12 protein-coding genes are annotated in these 16677 nt (G+C 65.9%); 8 read left to right on the forward strand and 4 right to left on the reverse strand.

From position 1 onward, the window contains the following. Window positions 1-194: 194 nt before the first annotated feature. Complete coding sequence (gene glnE / locus FAZ98_RS02370) at window positions 195-3011, forward strand: bifunctional [glutamate--ammonia ligase]-adenylyl-L-tyrosine phosphorylase/[glutamate--ammonia-ligase] adenylyltransferase (RefSeq protein ID WP_158948424.1); 2817 nt, start codon at window positions 195-197, stop codon at window positions 3009-3011. 82 nt (window positions 3012-3093) lie between these two features. Here glnE and recN read toward each other — a convergent pair whose 3' ends face one another. Together recN and FAZ98_RS02380 are read right to left on the reverse strand one after the other, a co-directional pair. Further along, window positions 3094-4767, reverse strand: coding sequence for a DNA repair protein RecN (recN, locus tag FAZ98_RS02375; RefSeq protein ID WP_158948426.1), 1674 nt, complete (start codon window positions 4765-4767; stop codon window positions 3094-3096). A 150-nt stretch (window positions 4768-4917) separates the two neighbouring features. Next, the gene (locus FAZ98_RS02380) at window positions 4918-5829 is read right to left on the reverse strand and encodes an NAD kinase (protein WP_158948428.1); all 912 of its coding nucleotides are present in this window, start codon (window positions 5827-5829) and stop codon (window positions 4918-4920) included. A 281-nt stretch (window positions 5830-6110) separates the two neighbouring features. Here FAZ98_RS02380 and hrcA point away from each other — a divergent pair, with 281 nt between their 5' ends. From hrcA to FAZ98_RS02395, 3 genes are all read left to right on the forward strand, one after another. Continuing rightward, window positions 6111-7130 carry a heat-inducible transcriptional repressor HrcA gene (gene hrcA / locus FAZ98_RS02385; protein WP_158948430.1) on the forward strand — a complete coding sequence of 340 codons (1020 nt, stop codon included), beginning with the start codon at window positions 6111-6113 and terminating at the stop codon, window positions 7128-7130. 218 nt (window positions 7131-7348) lie between these two features. Beyond that, window positions 7349-8416, forward strand: a complete 1068-nt coding sequence (gene hemH / locus FAZ98_RS02390; protein ID WP_158948432.1) for a ferrochelatase — start codon at window positions 7349-7351, stop codon at window positions 8414-8416. A gap of 125 nt (window positions 8417-8541) precedes the next feature. After that, window positions 8542-8949 (forward strand): RNA-binding S4 domain-containing protein, encoded by a 408-nt coding sequence (locus FAZ98_RS02395; RefSeq protein WP_158948434.1) that lies wholly within the window; start codon window positions 8542-8544, stop codon window positions 8947-8949. Here FAZ98_RS02395 and FAZ98_RS35290 read toward each other — a convergent pair. Next, window positions 8921-9082 carry a hypothetical protein gene (locus FAZ98_RS35290; RefSeq protein ID WP_199272281.1) on the reverse strand — a complete coding sequence of 54 codons (162 nt, stop codon included), beginning with the start codon at window positions 9080-9082 and terminating at the stop codon, window positions 8921-8923. The two genes, FAZ98_RS02395 and FAZ98_RS35290, sit on opposite strands and share 29 nt — an antisense overlap. Window positions 9083-9501: 419 nt before the next feature. Between FAZ98_RS35290 and grpE the strand changes: the two genes are divergently transcribed. The 4 genes from grpE (at window position 9502) to pabB (ending at window position 15709) form a co-directional block, all read left to right on the forward strand. Continuing rightward, window positions 9502-10065, forward strand: a complete 564-nt coding sequence (gene grpE / locus FAZ98_RS02400; protein ID WP_158948436.1) for a nucleotide exchange factor GrpE — start codon at window positions 9502-9504, stop codon at window positions 10063-10065. Between the two features lie 251 nt (window positions 10066-10316). Next, entirely contained in the window at window positions 10317-12275 is a 1959-nt protein-coding gene (dnaK, locus tag FAZ98_RS02405; RefSeq protein WP_158948438.1) for a molecular chaperone DnaK, read from the forward strand. Between the two features lie 289 nt (window positions 12276-12564). Beyond that, window positions 12565-13701: a molecular chaperone DnaJ gene (dnaJ, locus tag FAZ98_RS02410; RefSeq protein WP_158948440.1), complete on the forward strand. Its 1137-nt coding sequence runs from the start codon at window positions 12565-12567 to the stop codon at window positions 13699-13701. Window positions 13702-13780: 79 nt separating this feature from the next. Further along, complete coding sequence (pabB, locus tag FAZ98_RS02415) at window positions 13781-15709, forward strand: aminodeoxychorismate synthase component I (protein WP_158948442.1); 1929 nt, start codon at window positions 13781-13783, stop codon at window positions 15707-15709. 101 nt (window positions 15710-15810) lie between these two features. Here pabB and panB read toward each other — a convergent pair whose 3' ends face one another. Beyond that, a complete protein-coding gene (gene panB, locus FAZ98_RS02420) occupies window positions 15811-16626 on the reverse strand; it encodes a 3-methyl-2-oxobutanoate hydroxymethyltransferase (protein WP_158948444.1) in 816 nt (271 codons plus the stop codon). Window positions 16627-16677: the final 51 nt, after the last annotated feature.

Raw genomic sequence — 16677 nt, forward strand, 5'->3', positions numbered from 1 at the left:
TAGCGTTGCGTTCTAACCACGAAATGTATCACAGAGGGCCGTCAGAACGGACTTAGGCGTCTCCCGTAAGTGTCGGAAGTCCCTTACCTCGGACCTTACCGCGCGACACGTGTTTCGCCGATCAAAAACGCACGACGCTTGACGGGCCGCCCCTGTGATCGAGACATCGGACCTCTCCGGCCAGGCAGGCCTTCATGACCGACATTCCTCTCCTGAGTTCCAGCTATTCCCGTTACGCGGCGCGTGTGTACGCGGCGCGTCCCGAACTGGCCGCGCAAGTCGAAGCGCTGGCGGCGGCGCCGCTCACGCGCGAAGCCATCGTCGCGCGGCTCGACGCCCTGAGCGACCAGATCCGTGCTCAAGCAAACGCCGCACCCGGCGCGCCGCTCTCCGACGAGCAGCTGAAAAAAGCGCTGCGCCAGTTGCGCACCGAGGTCATCTGCACGGTCATGGAGCGCGATCTGGGCGGCGTGGCCGACGTGGCCGAAGTCACGGGCAGCATGACCGATCTCGCCGAAGTGGCGATCCAGCGCGCCATCGACACGGTGAGCGCCGACCTCGAAGCGCTGTTCGGCGAGCCGCGCGGCCCCAACGGCGAGCGCCTCACGCTCGGCGTCGTCGGCATGGGCAAGCTCGGCGGGCGCGAACTGAACGTGTCGTCGGACATCGACCTGATCTTCGTCTACGAGGACGACGGCGAAACCACCGGCGGCCAGCGCTCGCCCATCGCCACGCAGGATTACTTCACGCGCATGGGCAAGCGGCTGATCGGCGCGCTTTCCGACGTGACCGCCGACGGTTTCGTGTTTCGCGTGGACATGCGGCTGCGCCCGAACGGCGACTCGGGGCCGCTCGTGTGCAGCCTCGGTATGCTGGAGGAATATTTTTACGTGCAGGGCCGCGAGTGGGAGCGCTACGCGTGGATCAAGGGGCGGCTCGTGTCCGAAGAGGACAGCGAGAGCGCGCTGCGGCTCGCGCGCCAGCTCGACGCGCTGGTCAAGCCGTTCGTGTACCGGCGTTATCTCGACTTTGGCGTGATCAGCGCGATCCGCTCGCTGCACGTGCAGATTCGCCAGGAGGCGCAGCGCCGCGCCACCATGCGCCCCGACAAGGCCGACGACATCAAGCTCGGGCGCGGCGGTATCCGCGAAATCGAATTCAGCGCCCAGGTGTTTCAGCTCATACGCGGCGGCCAGGACGCCGGTTTCCGGGTGCGCCCGACGCTCGCCGTGCTCGGCTACGCGAACGCGCGCGGGCTGATCGCGCCGGACATCTGCGGCGACCTCACGCGCGCCTATAACTTTCTGCGCACGCTCGAACATCGCCTGCAATATCGCGACGACGCGCAGACGCACGCCATGCCCGTGGACGACGCCGAACGCGTGGCGCTGGCCGCGAGCATGGGCTTTACCGACTATTCCGCGCTGATGCTCGTGCTCGACGCGCATCGCGAGAAGGTCGAACGCCAGTTCGCCGAAATTTTCTCCGACAAGGCCAACGGCGCGAATGGCGAAGGCGGCGCGGCGGGCGACGGCGCGGCCGCGTGGGTCTGGAGCAGCGCGCTGGCGGAAGAAGGCGCCGACGCCGACCTGCTCGCGCGCCTCACCGAACTCGGCATCGACGATCCCGCGCCGCTGCTCGCGCGCCTGCGCGGCCTCTGGCAGTCGGCGCGCTACACCGGTCTGCCGGAGAAAAGCCGTGAACGTTTCGACGTGGTCGCGCAGCGCGCGCTCGACGCGGCAGCCACGCTGGAGCCGCGCGCGCGCCGCGGCGACACGCTCGCGCGCATGTTCGACCTGCTCGAAGCCGTGATCCGGCGCGGCGCGTATCTCGCGCTGCTCACCGAATACCCGGACGCGCTCAACCGCGTGCTCAAGGTGCTGGGCGCCTCGCGCTGGGGCGCGGGCTATCTGATCCGCCATCCGCAACTGCTGGACGAACTGCTCGACGACGAGGCCGTGTTCACGCCGTTCGACTGGCCGCAGTTCTCGCGTCTGCTGCGCGCGCGCCTCGCCACCGCCACCGACATGGAGCAGCAGATGGACCTGCTGCGCCACGCGCACCAGGCCGAGGTGTTCCGCATTCTGCTGAACGATCTGGGTGGCCGGCTCTCGGTCGAGCACGTGAGCGACCGGCTCTCCGAACTCGCCGACGCCGTGCTCGACGTCACCATCGAAACGGTCTGGAAGCAGTACGCCAAACGCCACCGCGAGGTGCCGCGCTTCGCGGCCATCGCTTACGGCAAGCTGGGCGGCAAGGAACTCGGCTACGCGTCGGATCTCGACATCATCTTTCTGTACGACGACGAGGACGAGCGCGCCGCGGAGATCTACGCGACGTTCGCGCGCCGCCTCATCACCTGGCTCACCACGGCAACGGGCGCGGGCACGCTGTTCGACATCGACCTGCGCCTGCGGCCCAACGGCGAGTCGGGTCTGCTCGTCACCGACCTCGACTCGTTCCGCCGTTATCAGCTGCGCGAAGGCGACGCGGCCAACACGGCGTGGGTCTGGGAGCACCAGGCGCTCACGCGCGCGCGCTTTTCGGCGGGCGACGCGGCCATCGGCAATACCTTCGAGGCGATTCGCGTGCAGGTGCTCACCACGCCGCGTGACGCCGCGCCGCTCGCGAAGGAAATCGTGGAAATGCGCCAGCGCGTGGAGGACGGCCATCCGAATCGCACGGCGCTGTTCGACCTCAAACACGATCGCGGCGGCATGGTCGACATCGAGTTTCTGGTGCAGTACTGGGTGTTGCTGCACGCGGCGCAGGACCCCGAGCTGATCCGCAACACGGGCAATATCGCGCTGCTGCGCGAGGTGTCGCGTTTCGGGCTGATGAGCGAGGATGAGGCGGAGACGATCGGCTCGGCGTACCGGCTGTATCGCAAGCTCCAGCATCAGTTGCGGCTCGACGGCATGGAGACGGCGCGCGTCGAGCCCGCACGCGTGGAAGCCGAGCGCGTCGCGGTGCTGGCGTTGTGGAAGCGGGTGTTTGGGGAGCGCGGGTAGTTTTTTCGGCTAGCGATCCGCCGTTGGGCGCGCGAAGCGCGGCGCGCCTTTACTCACTTAGGGAAGCGCGAGCGCCAAACCCTCACGCCGCCAGCATTTCCTTCGCGTGCCGGCGCGTGGTTGCCGTGATTTCCAGCCCGCCGAGCATGCGCGCGACTTCTTCCACGCGGCCGGTCTTGTCGAGCGGCGTGACCGCCGAAACCGTGCCGCCTTGCCCATCGCTCGACTTCGCCACCTGGAAATGGTGATCGCCGCGCGCCGCGACCTGCGGCAAGTGCGTGACGCACAGCACCTGACGCGCGCCGCCGAGTTGATGCAGCAAACGCCCGACGACTTCGGCCACGCCGCCGCCAATGCCGGTGTCCACTTCGTCGAAGATCAGCGTGGGCGTGGGGCTCGCCGCGCTCGCGATCACGGCGAGCGCGAGGCTGATCCGCGCGAGTTCGCCGCCCGAGGCGATCTTTGCGAGCGGCCGCAGCGGCACGCCTTCATGCCCCGCGACGCGAAACTCGATCTGCTCCAGCCCGTGCGCGCCGCCGCTTTCCTTGTTGCCGATGGGCACCAGCGCGACCTCGAAGCTGCCGCCCGCCATCGACAATTCCTGCATGCCTTGCGTGACCGCCGCGCCGAGTGCCTTCGCGGCCTTCGCGCGCGCTTTGGACAGTTGCTTCGCTTCCACGAGATACGCCTCGTGCGCCTTTTCGGCGGCGGCGCGCAGGCCGTCGAGATCGGCGGCGGCGTCGAGCGCGGCCAGTTGCTCGCGGCGCGCCGCGTGTTCCTCGGGCAGCGTTTCGGCTTGCAAGCGGAACTTGCGCGCCGCCGAATGCAGCGCGTCCAGGCGGCGTTCGACCTGCGCGAGCCGCTGCGGGTCGAGTTCGAGGCGCTGCGCGTAGTGCGACAGCGAGTACGCGGCTTCCTGTAACTGGATGGACGCGGGTTCGAGCGCCGCGAGCGCGTCGTTGAGCGCCGGGTCGATTTCGGCGAGATCGCGCACCTTGGAGACGATCGAATTCAGATGCGAGAGCATCGCCTCGTCCGATTCGGAGAGCGCCGCGAGCGCGCCTTGCACGCCGTCGATCAGATTGGCCGAGTGGGAGAGCCGCAGGTGCTCCGCGTTGACCTCTTCCCACTCGCCGGGCTGCGGCGCGAGCTTGTCGAGTTCCGCGAGCTGCCACGCGAGACGCTCGCGTTCGAGCTGCAGTTCGCGATCGCGCGCCTGCGCCGCTTCCACCGCCTGACGCGCGTCGCGCGCGCCGCGCCACTGGCGCGTGACGGCGGCGGCGAGTTCGGTCAAACCCGCGTGCGTGTCGAAGAGTTCGCGCTGCGCGTCGGGGCGCATGAGCAATTGATGCGCGTGCTGGCCGTGAATGTCGACCAGCATTTCGCCGATCTCGCGCAACTGGGCGAGCGTGGCCGGCGTGCCGTTGATGAACGCGCGCGAGCGCCCGCCGCTATCGACCACGCGCCGCATCATGACCGTGTGCTGGCCGTCGTCGTCGTGATTCGCGAGCGCGTGCTCGTCGAGCCACTGCGCCGCGTAGGAGGGCACGTCGAATTCGGCGGTGATGTCGGCGCGCGATGCGCCGGTGCGCACGACGGAGGCGTCGGCGCGCGCGCCAAGCGTGAGCGCGAGGGCGTCGATGAGAATCGACTTGCCCGCGCCCGTTTCGCCGGAAAACACGGTGAAGCCGCTGTCGAATTCGAGATCGAGCGCCGCGACGATCACGAAGTCGCGAATCGAAAGATGGCGGAGCATGGTGGCGTGTGCGTGTGCGTGTGCAGGTGCGTGGAAGTCTGCGTCGGGGTGGGCGTGCGCGCCGGACGGATGGCGGTCGCGCAGGCCTCGATGCGGGCGGCGCCGCGCGAGTCGACCGCGGCGCGGCCGCTCAGCGAAAGCGCCGCGGCCTCACTCTTCGGGATCGCCTTGCAGCGACGGATGTTCGTTCCAGTGCAGCTTCTTGCGCAGCGTGGCGTAGTAGCTATAGCCGACGGGATGCAGGAAGGGCACGGTATGGCGCGAGCGCCGCACCTCGATCACGTCGCCGAGTTCGAGCGCCGTGAACGACTGCATGTCGAAGTTCACGTTGACGTCGCGACCCGCCACGATCTGGATGCTCACCTTGCTGTCGTCAGGCAGCACGATGGGCCGGTTCGAGAGCGCGTGCGGCGCGATGGGCACGAGCACGATGCCTTGCAGTTGCGGATGCAGAATCGGCCCTTGCGACGACAGCGCGTACGCCGTCGAGCCCGTGGGCGTGGCGACGATCAGGCCGTCCGAGCGCTGGTTGTACATGAAGCGGCCGTCCACGTTCACGCGCAGTTCCGCCATGCCCGAGAAGCCGCTGCGGTTCACGACCACGTCGTTGAAGGCCAGCGCGTGATAGATCGGGTCGCCGTCGCGCGTGATGCGCGATTCGAGCAGCGAGCGTTCTTCGCGCTCGAACGAGCCGGCCAGCAGTTGCGGCACGATCTCCTGCATGTCGGCGAACGGGATGTCGGTGATGAAGCCGAGCCGGCCATGGTTGATGCCGATGAGCGGCGTGCGGTACGGCGCGAGCTGGCGGCCGATGCCGAGCATGGTGCCGTCGCCGCCGAGCACGACGGCCACGTCCGCGCGCGCGCCGATCTCGGCGGGCTGCAGCGCGGGATAGCCTTCCGCGCCGATTTCGGCCGCGGTATGCGCCTCGAACACGACGTCGAAGCCGCGTTTGGCGATAGTTTGCGCGAGCGCGAGCAACGGCTCGGCGATGCCCGGCGTATTGCTGCGCCCGACGAGCGCAACGGTCTTGAACTGGCTCTGGATCTTCTGGATCTGCATGCCGGCATTACACCATAGTCAGGTCGCGAAAAGAACAATCCGGGTGCGATGAATCGACCGCCGCGCCCGCCCGCAAGCCTTGCGGGTGGCGCGTTCCAGCCCGCCGCAAGTGACATGGCGATGACAGTGCGCGCAGACGGTGCGCACCGCCTGCGCCAATCCGGGGCACCCTGTGCGTGGCAGCCCACGTGGGCGCGGCTGCTGCGCCGGCGCCCGATGGCCCGCGTGCATGGCGCGCCCGTACTCGCCGCCGACACGGCATTAGGCTAGAATTTTCAGTCATGCTAGATCCCCGCGCACAAACCCTCCTCAAAACGCTGATCGAGCGCTACATCGCCGAAGGTCAGCCGGTCGGCTCGCGCACTTTGTCGCGCTATTCCGGCCTGGAGTTGAGCCCGGCAACGATCCGCAATGTCATGTCCGACCTCGAGGAACTGGGGCTCGTGTCGAGCCCGCACACCTCGGCCGGGCGGGTGCCCACGCCGCGCGGCTACCGGTTGTTCGTGGACACCATGCTCACCGTCGAGCCTTCCGGCGACGAAGACGCGCTCACGCGCGCAGTGAAAACCACGCTGCGCCCCGGCGAGCCGCAAAAGGTGGTGGCCGCCGCCGCGAGCGTGCTCTCGAACCTTTCGCAGTTCGCGGGCGTGGTGCTCACGCCGCGCCGCAGCCACGTGTTCAAGCAGATCGAATTCATGCGCCTGTCGGACAAGCGCATTCTGCTGATCATCGTGACGCCCGAAGGCGACGTGCAGAATCGCATCATGGCCACCCAGCGCGATTTCACGCTTTCCGAACTCACCGAAGCCTCCAATTACATCAACGCGCATTTCGCGGGCCTCTCGTTCGACGAGGTGCGCGCGCGCCTGCGCGAGGAAATCGACGCGCTGCGCGGCGACATGACCTCGCTCATGCACGCGGCCGTGACCGCGAGCACCGAAGAATCCGAAACCGGCGACACCGTGCTCATTTCCGGCGAGCGCAACCTGCTCGAAGTGGCCGATCTTTCTTCGGACATGGCGCGCCTGCGCAAGCTGTTCGACGTGTTCGACCAGAAAACCAGCCTCCTGCAACTGCTCGACGTCTCGAGCCACGCGCAGGGCGTGCAGATCTTCATTGGCGGCGAGTCGCAACTCGTGCCGATCGAGGAAATGAGCGTGGTGACCGCGCCGTACGAGGTGAACGGCAAGATCGTGGGCACGCTCGGCGTGATCGGCCCGACGCGCATGGCTTACAACCGCGTGATTCCAATTGTCGACATCACGGCGCGGCTGCTCTCGCTCACGCTCAGCCAGAACTAGGCTCCCAGCCCGCCTGCCTTGGTACCGATCATCGCCGAAAGCCGCGCCCGCGCGCCATTAGCCGAACGGCTAACGTTCGGGCCAACCGCAGGCGAAGCTCGCGCAGGCGCCGCAAAACGCCCGGCAAACCCCGCCGGGGCGGCCCGCGCAGGGCGCCCGCTATAATGTTTTCTCCTGCCACCGTTGCTGCGCCACGCGCGCGGCGTCTCTGATCGCCTATGCGTTTCGACCTGGAGCGGCCTCTGCAGTCGGCTGCGGCGCACCGCGTCGCCGTGCTGCTCATCAATCTCGGCACGCCCGACGCGCCCACGCCGCGCGCCGTGCGGCGCTATCTCGCGCAGTTTCTGTCCGATCCGCGCGTGGTCGAGATTCCCGCCGCCATCTGGCAGGTGATCCTGCGCGCGCTGATCCTGCCGCTGCGCGGTCGCTCTTCCGCGAAAAAATACGCGGCCGTCTGGACGCCCGAAGGCTCGCCGCTGCGCGTGCATACGCAAAAGCAGACCGACGCGCTGCGGCATCTCTTTCAGATCAACGACTACACCGTGCTCGTCGATTACGCGATGCGCTACGGCACGCCCGACATCCCGGCGATGCTGAACCAGCTCAAGCTCGCGGGCGCCGAGCGCATTCTGCTCATGCCGATGTACCCGCAATACTCGGCGTCGACCACGGCCACGGCGTTCGACGCCGCGTTCGTCGCGTTGCGGCGCATGCGCAACCAGCCCGAAATTCGCACGGTGCGCGGCTATCACGACCATCCGGCCTATATCGGCGCGCTGGCCGCGCAGGTGCATCAATACTGGCACGCGCACGGCCGCCCCGATTTCGCGGCCGGCGACCGGCTCGTGCTGAGCTTTCATGGCGTGCCGAGCCGCACGCTCGATCTCGGCGACCCGTATCACGATCAATGTCAGCAAACGGCCTCGCTGCTCATGCACGCGCTCGAACTCACGCCGGTCGAATGCCGCGTCACGTTCCAGTCGCGCTTCGGCAAGGCGCAGTGGCTCCAGCCGTACACGGCGCCCACGCTCAAGGAACTGGGCGCGGGCGGTGTGCGTCGCGCCGACGTGTTCTGTCCCGGTTTCACGGCCGATTGTCTCGAAACCATCGAGGAAATCGGCATGGAAGTGCGCGACGAATTCCTGCACGGCGGCGGCAAGGAGTTTCACCGCATTCCGTGCCTGAACGCCTCGCCCACGTGGATCGCGGCGCTAGGCGAGATCGTCGCGCAGCAGCTGCAGGGCTGGCCGGTGCAGGCGGTTTCGCCGGTGAGCGCGGCGGCGTAAGACTTGCGCGCGGTGGGGTATCGGCCTAGCGAGCTAAAGCGCGCCCAGGCCGGCAATAAGCGTGCGGGCGGCGCTGGCGTGCGTTGGCGCACCGCCGCACTCGCGTTCGCCAGGAAACAATCTCGATGAACTACAAGATTTCGACGGAACCCTCGGCGCGTTTGCGCATCGACAAATGGCTGTGGAACGCGCGGTTCTTCAAGACGCGCTCACTTGCCTCGGACGCGGTGAACAAGGGCCACGTGCGCATTGCCGGCGAAGCGGTCAAGGCTTCGAAGGACGTGCGCGTGGGCGATCTCGTGCAGATCGAGATCGATCACGTGCAGTGGGAAGTCGAGGTGCTGGGGATTTGCGAGGTACGCGGCCCGGCGAGCATCGCGCAGACGCTTTATGCCGAAACCGAAGCGGGCCGCGCGAAACGCACGGCCGAGCAGGAGCGGCGCCGGCTCTTTCGCGAACCGGCGGCGGTGTTGCAGGGGCGGCCGACCAAACGCGACCGGCGCACTATCGACAAACTTTCGCGTGAGGGTTGAACAGCGCTTCCATGGTGGCGTGCGCGCTGCCGTATTCCGTCGTGTTTTCCGTGACGGCACCCGACATGCAGATGGTGGTGGTCCCCGCGATGAGTACCAGCGCGACCACCGAAATGGCAAAGGTCAGTTTCACGGTACTCCCTGGACGGTTGCAACAGCGGATGGCGGTAAACCGCCGGGTTCAAGGCCTTGCGTAAGCATTTTGCTAGCAGATTCGAGGCAAAACGCAAGGCCGGTTCAGTGCGGTGCCGAACTCAGGGTAAACGTGTCGTGAGCAGCACCTGTTCCTGAGTGTAGGTCACGCTTCGAGCGGACTCAATTTCAATCTTGCGGCACTGCGGTAATGGTTGTAACCGGCGGTTTCCGCGGCTTGATCCACGTTTAAAAAAGCCGTGAAAGGCCCTTGAAACAAGCGATGCGGCACCCATGTGCTGTCGCAATGCATGAAGCGAATGTGGCGCCGGAACAACGATGCGCCGCAGGCAGTCGTCGCGCGGCGCGCAACCGACTACGCTTCGTTCCCTTTTTCACCCATCAACGACGTTCAGCGACATGGAAAACACGCAAGAGAACCCGACGAGCCAGAACCCCACGCCCGCGGACGAGGCGTCGCAGGCCAACGCCCAGCCGGAAACGGCGGCGAACGAGCAAGCGGCCCAAGGCGGCGTGGACGCGGCGCTGGCCGAAGCCCAGGCGAAAATCGCCGAATTGCAGGACGCGTTCATTCGCGCCAAGGCCGAGACGGAAAACGTGCGCCGCCGCGCGCAGGAAGACGTCCAGAAGGCGCACAAGTTCGCGATCGAAAACTTCGCCGAGCATCTGCTGCCGGTCATGGACAGCCTCGAAGCCGCGCTCGCGCACGGTTCCGACGACCTCGCGAAGGTCAACGAAGGCGTCGAACTCACGCTCAAGCAGCTAGTGGGCGCGCTCGAGAAGGGCAAGGTCCTCGCCATCAATCCGGTTGGCGAAAAATTCGACCCGCATCGCCATCAGGCCATTTCGATGGTGCCGTCCGAGCAGGAAGCCAACACCGTCGTCAACGTGCTCCAGAAGGGCTATGTGATCGCCGACCGCGTGCTGCGCCCGGCGCTCGTGACCGTTTCGGCACCGAAATAAGCCGGCGGCGCCGGCAGCAAGAAAGCAAGACGTAAGGTCAGCGGGGATGAGTCGGCGGAACGGGTATTCAAATCTGTCCGCCGATTGAAAAAAATGATGGAACGCATAGCTCAAACCCCTTGAAAACGCCGTTTCGGCGCTTATTTGAGCAGCAGTTCCGAATTCATGCGGTCGCGAGGCGCGAGCAACCCCAGGTTGTCCACGCGCAAGACGCCGCCGCACAGCGATCGAAAATTGGAGAATTGAGAAAAATGGGCAAAATCATTGGTATTGACCTCGGCACCACCAACTCGTGCGTGGCGCTGATGGAAGGCAATCAGGTCAAGGTGATCGAGAACTCCGAAGGCGCCCGTACGACGCCGTCGATCATCGCCTACATGGACGACAACGAAGTGCTGGTCGGCGCGCCGGCCAAGCGCCAGTCGGTCACGAACCCGCGCAACACGCTGTACGCCGTCAAGCGCCTGATCGGCCGCCGCTTCGACGAGAAGGAAGTGCAGAAGGACATCAACCTGATGCCCTACAAGATCGTCAAGCACGACAACGGCGACGCATGGGTCGAAGCCCATGGCGAAAAGCTCGCGCCGTCGCAGGTTTCGGCCGAAGTGCTGCGCAAGATGAAGAAGACCGCTGAAGACTACCTCGGCGAGCCGGTCACGGAAGCCGTGATCACGGTTCCCGCGTACTTCAACGACAGCCAGCGTCAAGCCACCAAGGACGCAGGCCGTATCGCCGGTCTGGAAGTCAAGCGCATCATCAACGAACCGACCGCAGCCGCACTGGCATTCGGCCTCGACAAGGCCGAAAAGGGCGACCGCAAGATCGCCGTGTTCGACCTGGGCGGCGGCACGTTCGACATCTCGATCATCGAAATCGCCGATGTCGACGGCGAAATGCAGTTCGAAGTGCTCTCGACCAACGGCGACACGTTCCTCGGCGGTGAAGACTTCGACCAGCGCATCATCGATTACATCATCGGCGAATTCAAGAAAGAGCAGGGCGTGGACCTCTCGAAGGACGTGCTCGCGCTGCAACGCCTGAAGGAAGCCGCTGAAAAGGCCAAGATCGAGCTGTCGTCGGGTCAACAGACCGAAATCAACCTGCCGTACATCACGGCCGACGCCTCGGGTCCGAAGCACTTGAACCTGAAGATCACGCGCGCCAAGCTGGAAGCGCTGGTCGAAGACCTGATCGAACGCACGATGGAACCGTGCCGCGTGGCGATCAAGGACGCGGGCGTGAAGGTCAGCGACATCGACGACGTGATCCTCGTCGGCGGCCAGACGCGTATGCCGAAGGTGCAGGAGAAGGTCAAGGAATTCTTCGGCAAGGACCCGCGCCGTGACGTGAACCCGGACGAAGCCGTGGCCGTGGGCGCCGCGATTCAAGGCCAGGTTCTCTCGGGCGACCGCAAGGACGTGCTGCTGCTCGACGTCACCCCGCTTTCGCTCGGTATCGAGACGCTCGGCGGCGTGATGACGAAGATGATCAACAAGAACACGACGATCCCGACCAAGCACGCACAGGTCTACTCGACGGCGGACGACAGCCAGTCGGCCGTGACGATCAAGGTGTTCCAGGGCGAGCGCGAAATGGCGGCGGGCAACAAGCTGCTCGGCGAGTTCAACCTCGAAGGCATTCCGCCCGCACCGCGCGGCGTGCCGCAGATCGAAGTGAGCTTCGACATCGACGCGAACGGCATTCTGCACGTGGGCGCGAAGGACAAGGCCACGGGCAAGGAAAACCGCATCACCATCAAGGCGAACTCGGGCCTCTCGGAAGCCGAAATCGAGAAGATGGTGAAGGACGCCGAAGCGAACGCGGAAGAAGATCACCGTCTGCGTGAGATCGCCGACGCGCGTAACCAGGGCGACGCTCTCGTGCACAGCACGAAGAAGGCCGTGGCCGAATACGGCGACAAGATCGACGCCTCGGAAAAGGAAAAGATCGAAGCCGCGCTGAAGGATCTCGAAGACACGCTCAAGAGCGCGTCGGCCGACAAGGCTGAGATCGACGCCAAGGTCGAAGTGCTCTCCACGGCTTCGCAGAAGCTCGGCGAAAAGATGTACGCCGACATGCAGGCGCAGCAGGCCGGTGCGGCAGGCGCAGCCGGTGCCGCAGGTGCAAGCGCCGGCGGTGCGGAGCAGGGCGCGCACGATCACGCCGACGACGTGGTCGACGCCGAGTTCAAGGAAGTGAAGAAGGACTAAGTCCGGTCATGACGGCCGCAACCTTACCGGGTAACCGTGGGTTGCGGCCCGATTGTCTGGACCGGAGCGCGGTGGCATCGGTTACGATGCGCATCGGCATGCAGCGCCTGGCGGGCCGTTTGGCCCCCCGGGCACATTTGTTTTATAGAGGCCGTTCTGTTTCAGGGGCCCAAACGTGCGCATGAAGCGCGCGTGCGGGTAAGCAGCGGAACGGCGAACGGGTCACGCGATCCAGCATTCAAGAGGAGCCGGCGCTCGCCGTGAGGTGTGCGGCCGGCGTTGAACCGATATGGCGAAACGGGATTACTACGAGGTTCTGGGCGTCGCGAAGAACGCGAGCGACGACGAAATCAAGAAGGCGTATCGCAAGCTGGCGATGAAGTATCACCCCGACCGCAATCCGGACAACAAGGATGCGGAAGAGCATTTCAAGGAGGTCAAAGAGGCCTATGAAATGCTGTCGGATTCGCAAAAGCGCGCGGCATACGACCAGTACGGCCATGCGGGCGTCGATCCGAACATGGGCGGCGCCGGTGCGCAGGGCTTTGGCGGTTTTGCCGATGCCTTCGGCGATATTTTCGGCGATATCTTCGGCCAGGCCGCCGGTGCGCGCGGTGGCCAGCAGCGCAGCGGTCCGCAGGTGTATCGCGGCGCCGACTTGCGCTACAGCATGGAAATCACGCTGGAGCAGGCCGCGCACGGCTACGAAACGCAGATTCGCGTACCGGGCTGGAGCGGTTGCGAAGTGTGTCACGGTTCGGGCGCGAAGCCCGGCACCAAGCCTGAAACCTGCCCGACCTGTCACGGTTCGGGTTCGGTGCGCATGTCGCAGGGCTTTTTCAGCATTCAGCAAACCTGCCCGAAGTGCCACGGCACGGGTTCCTACATTCCCGAACCGTGCACGAACTGCCACGGCGCGGGCAAGGTGAAGGAAACCAAGACGCTCGAAGTGAAGATTCCGGCGGGCATCGACGACGGCATGCGCATTCGCTCGGCCGGCAACGGCGAGCCGGGCATCAACGGCGGGCCGTCGGGCGACCTGTATGTGGAAATCCACATCAAGCAGCACGCGGTGTTCGAGCGCGACGGCGACGACCTGCATTGCCAGATGCCGATCCCGTTCACCACGGCGGCGCTCGGCGGCGAGATCGAAGTGCCCACGCTGGCGGGCCGCGCGACCTTCCCGGTGCCCGAAGGCACGCAGTCGGGCAAGACGTTCCGCTTGCGTGGCAAGGGCATCAAGGGTCTGCGTTCGAGCATTGCGGGCGATCTCTACGTGCACGTGCAGGTGGAAACGCCGGTCAAGCTCACCGACAACCAGCGTGAGCTGCTTCAGCAGTTCGAGAAGTCGCTCGTGGAAGGCGGCCCGCGTCACAGTCCGCAAAGCAAGAGCTGGTTCGACCGCGTGAAGAGTTTCTTCGATTAAACGCGCAAGGCGCGAGCGTGAGTGCAGGCTCGCGCTCGCAAGCGTTCGATCCGGCACGCAGTAGCAGGTAGTCAAAGCAATGGCAGTGGAAAACAGCGGCGCGGTCTTCGCGCTGCTCGACGATGGCGATTCGACGGCCGCGCGTCGCTCGAGCCGTCTCTATACGGGTTTCGTGCGGGAAGTCGCGTGCACGCATGCGGCCGATCTCGAAGCCGTGTGCGCGCAGGTGAACGCCGAATTTCGCACGGCTGCGGGCGCCACGCGTCACGCGCTCGTGATCGGCGATTACGAGTTCGGGCGCGCGCTCGAATTCGCGCAGCAAGACATCGCCCAATCTCCCGAAACGCAGCCCGGCCATGCCGCGCTGCGTTTTTTATTGTTCGAACGTTGCGAGAAACTCTCGCGCGACGAAGCCGACGCCTGGCTCGCCGCGCAGGAAGGCCGCGAGCAGCCCGCGCCCGCAGGCGTCGCGAACCTGACGCCGGGCGTGACGCGCGAGCGCTTCGAGCGCGATATCGCCGCGGTGCAGGACGCGTTGCGCGCGGGCGAGTCGTATCAGATCAATTACACGTACCGGCTCGGTTTCGAGGCGTTCGGCGCGCCGCTCGCGTTGTACCGGCGTTTGCGCGAGCGTCAGCGCGTGCGTTACGGCGCGCTCATCGCGCTGCCCGGCGACCGCTGGGTGTTGTCGTGTTCGCCGGAACTCTTCGTCGAAAAGCGAGGCGATACCTTGCGCGCCCGCCCGATGAAGGGCACCGCCGCGCGTTCGGCCGATGCCCGCGAAGACGCGGCTGCCGCGCGCTTTCTCGCCAACGATCCCAAGAATCGCGCAGAAAACGTGATGATCGTCGACTTGCTGCGCAACGATCTCGCGCGCGTCGCCGTGACGGGATCGGTGCGCGTGCCGGCGCTGTTCAGCGTCGAGCCATATGCCTCCGTGTGGCAGATGACGTCGACGGTCGAAGCGCGCGCGCGTAAAGGCATGACGTTCGCCGCTGCCATGCGTGCGTTGTTTCCCTGCGGCTCGATCACGGGCGCGCCCAAGCATCGCACGATGGAATTGATCGAAGCGCTGGAGCACGCACCGCGCGGGCTGTACACCGGCACGATCGGCTGGCTCGATGCGCCTGCGGGTGATGACGCCTGCGGCGACTTTTGCCTCTCCGTCGTGATTCGCACGCTCACGCTCGACGCGTCGCGCTCGAAGTACGAGGCCACGGACGACACGACGCACGACACCACGCGGCGCGGCGAAATGGGCGTAGGCGCGGGCATCGTGCTCGACAGCGTGGCCGCCGACGAATATGAGGAGTGCCGCCTGAAAGCGCGTTTCCTGACCGCCGCCGATCCGGGCATCGAATGCTTCGAAACGATGTATGCCACGCGCGCGTTGGGCGTGCGTCATCTCGATCGCCATCTTGCGCGGCTCGCGGCGAGCGCGGCGTGGTTCGGGTTCGCGTGCGATGTCGAGGCGATTCGCGCGCGAATCGATGAAACTTGCGCCGCGTTTGATATCGGCGATGAACATGCACCGCATCGCGTGCGGCTTGCGCTCGGGAAAAGCGGCGCGATCGCGCTGACGTCCGCGCCGCTGGCGCCGCTCGCGGGCGTCGAGGTTGGCGTGCTGTTCGCGTCGGATCACGGCTTCGCGCCCGTCGCTTCCGGCGACGCGCTGTTGCTGCGCAAGACCACGCGCCGCGCGGAATTTGACCGTGCGTGGCGCGAGGCCGAAGCGCAGGGCGGCTTCGACATGCTGTTCTTCAACGAGCGCGGCGAATTGACCGAAGGCGGCCGCTCGAACGTGTTCGTGAAGCTGAACGGCGCATGGTTCACGCCGCCGCTTGCCTCGGGCGTGTTGCCGGGCGTGATGCGCGGCGTGCTGCTCGACGACGCCAGTTTCGCCGCGACCGAACGCGTGCTCACGCGCGACGACGTGCTGAACGCCGAAGCGCTCCTGCTCACGAACGCGCTGCGTGGCGCGGTGCGAGCGAAGTTGATTTGCCGATAACGCGCGCCATCGACATCGACATCGACTTGAACATCAGAACGCAACGCCCATAAAAAAAGCGCGCTCCGCAAGAAGCGCGCTTTTCTCATTGCGGCCCGAAATCAGAACACGTGCTCGGCGCCGGGAAACGAGCCGTCCTTCACGGCCTGCACGTACGCGCGCACGGCCGACTCGATATTCGGCTGGCCTTCCATGAAGTCCTTCACGAAACGCGGCCGCTTGCCGGGGAAAATGCCCAGCATGTCGTGCAGCACGAGCACCTGGCCCGAGCACTCGACGCCCGCGCCAATGCCGATGGTCGGAATGCGCAGTTGCTTCGTGACTTCGGTGCCGAGCGCGGCGGGCACCGCTTCGATCACCACGAGTTGCGCGCCCGCGTCCTGAACGGCAAGCGCGTCGCGAATGAGCTGCGTGGCGGCCGCGTCGGTCTTGCCCTGCACCTTGAAGCCGCCGAACGCGTGCACCGACTGCGGCGTGAGGCCGATATGCGCGCACACGGGAATCGCGCGCTCGACCAGCATCGCGATGGTGGGCGCGAGCCATTCGCCGCCCTCGATCTTCACCATCTGCGCGCCCGCGCGCATGAGCTTGACCGAGTTCGCGTACGCCTCTTCCGGCGTGCCGAAGGTGCCGAACGGCAGGTCCGCGACGATCAGCGCCTTCGGTTGCGCGCGCGCGACGCTGGCCGTGTGATAGGCGATGTCGTCGAGGGTGACGGGCAGCGTGGTCGTGTGGCCTTGAAGCACGTTGCCGAGCGAGTCGCCGATCAAGAGCGTGTCCACGCCCGCGCGGTCGCACAGCGCCGAAAAACTCGCGTCGTAGCAGGTCAGCATCGCGATGCGTTCGCCCGCGTCGCGCATCGCCTGGAGTTTGGGCACGGTGACCGCGCTGCGGCTCGTTTCCTGCAGGTAAGTCATGGGGAAATCCGTTGAAGAGGTGAGACGAGTGGCAACGCCGCGCGAGCCATG

The organism is Paraburkholderia acidisoli (assembly GCF_009789675.1).
Lineage (GTDB): Bacteria > Pseudomonadota > Gammaproteobacteria > Burkholderiales > Burkholderiaceae > Paraburkholderia > Paraburkholderia acidisoli.

Bases quoted from the DNA above. Each gene is read 5' to 3' on its own strand.
- FAZ98_RS02395 (WP_158948434.1), top strand. From the start codon at position 8,542: ATGAACTACAAGATTTCGACGGAACCCTCGGCGCGTTTGCGCATCGAC.
- FAZ98_RS02380 (WP_158948428.1), bottom strand. From the start codon at position 5,829: ATGCAGATCCAGAAGATCCAGAGCCAGTTCAAGACCGTTGCGCTCGTC.
- dnaK (WP_158948438.1), top strand. From the start codon at position 10,317: ATGGGCAAAATCATTGGTATTGACCTCGGCACCACCAACTCGTGCGTG.
- pabB (WP_158948442.1), top strand. From the start codon at position 13,781: ATGGCAGTGGAAAACAGCGGCGCGGTCTTCGCGCTGCTCGACGATGGC.
- hemH (WP_158948432.1), top strand. From the start codon at position 7,349: ATGCGTTTCGACCTGGAGCGGCCTCTGCAGTCGGCTGCGGCGCACCGC.
- dnaJ (WP_158948440.1), top strand. From the start codon at position 12,565: ATGGCGAAACGGGATTACTACGAGGTTCTGGGCGTCGCGAAGAACGCG.
- glnE (WP_158948424.1), top strand. From the start codon at position 195: ATGACCGACATTCCTCTCCTGAGTTCCAGCTATTCCCGTTACGCGGCG.
- recN (WP_158948426.1), bottom strand. From the start codon at position 4,767: ATGCTCCGCCATCTTTCGATTCGCGACTTCGTGATCGTCGCGGCGCTC.
- grpE (WP_158948436.1), top strand. From the start codon at position 9,502: ATGGAAAACACGCAAGAGAACCCGACGAGCCAGAACCCCACGCCCGCG.
- hrcA (WP_158948430.1), top strand. From the start codon at position 6,111: ATGCTAGATCCCCGCGCACAAACCCTCCTCAAAACGCTGATCGAGCGC.
- panB (WP_158948444.1), bottom strand. From the start codon at position 16,626: ATGACTTACCTGCAGGAAACGAGCCGCAGCGCGGTCACCGTGCCCAAA.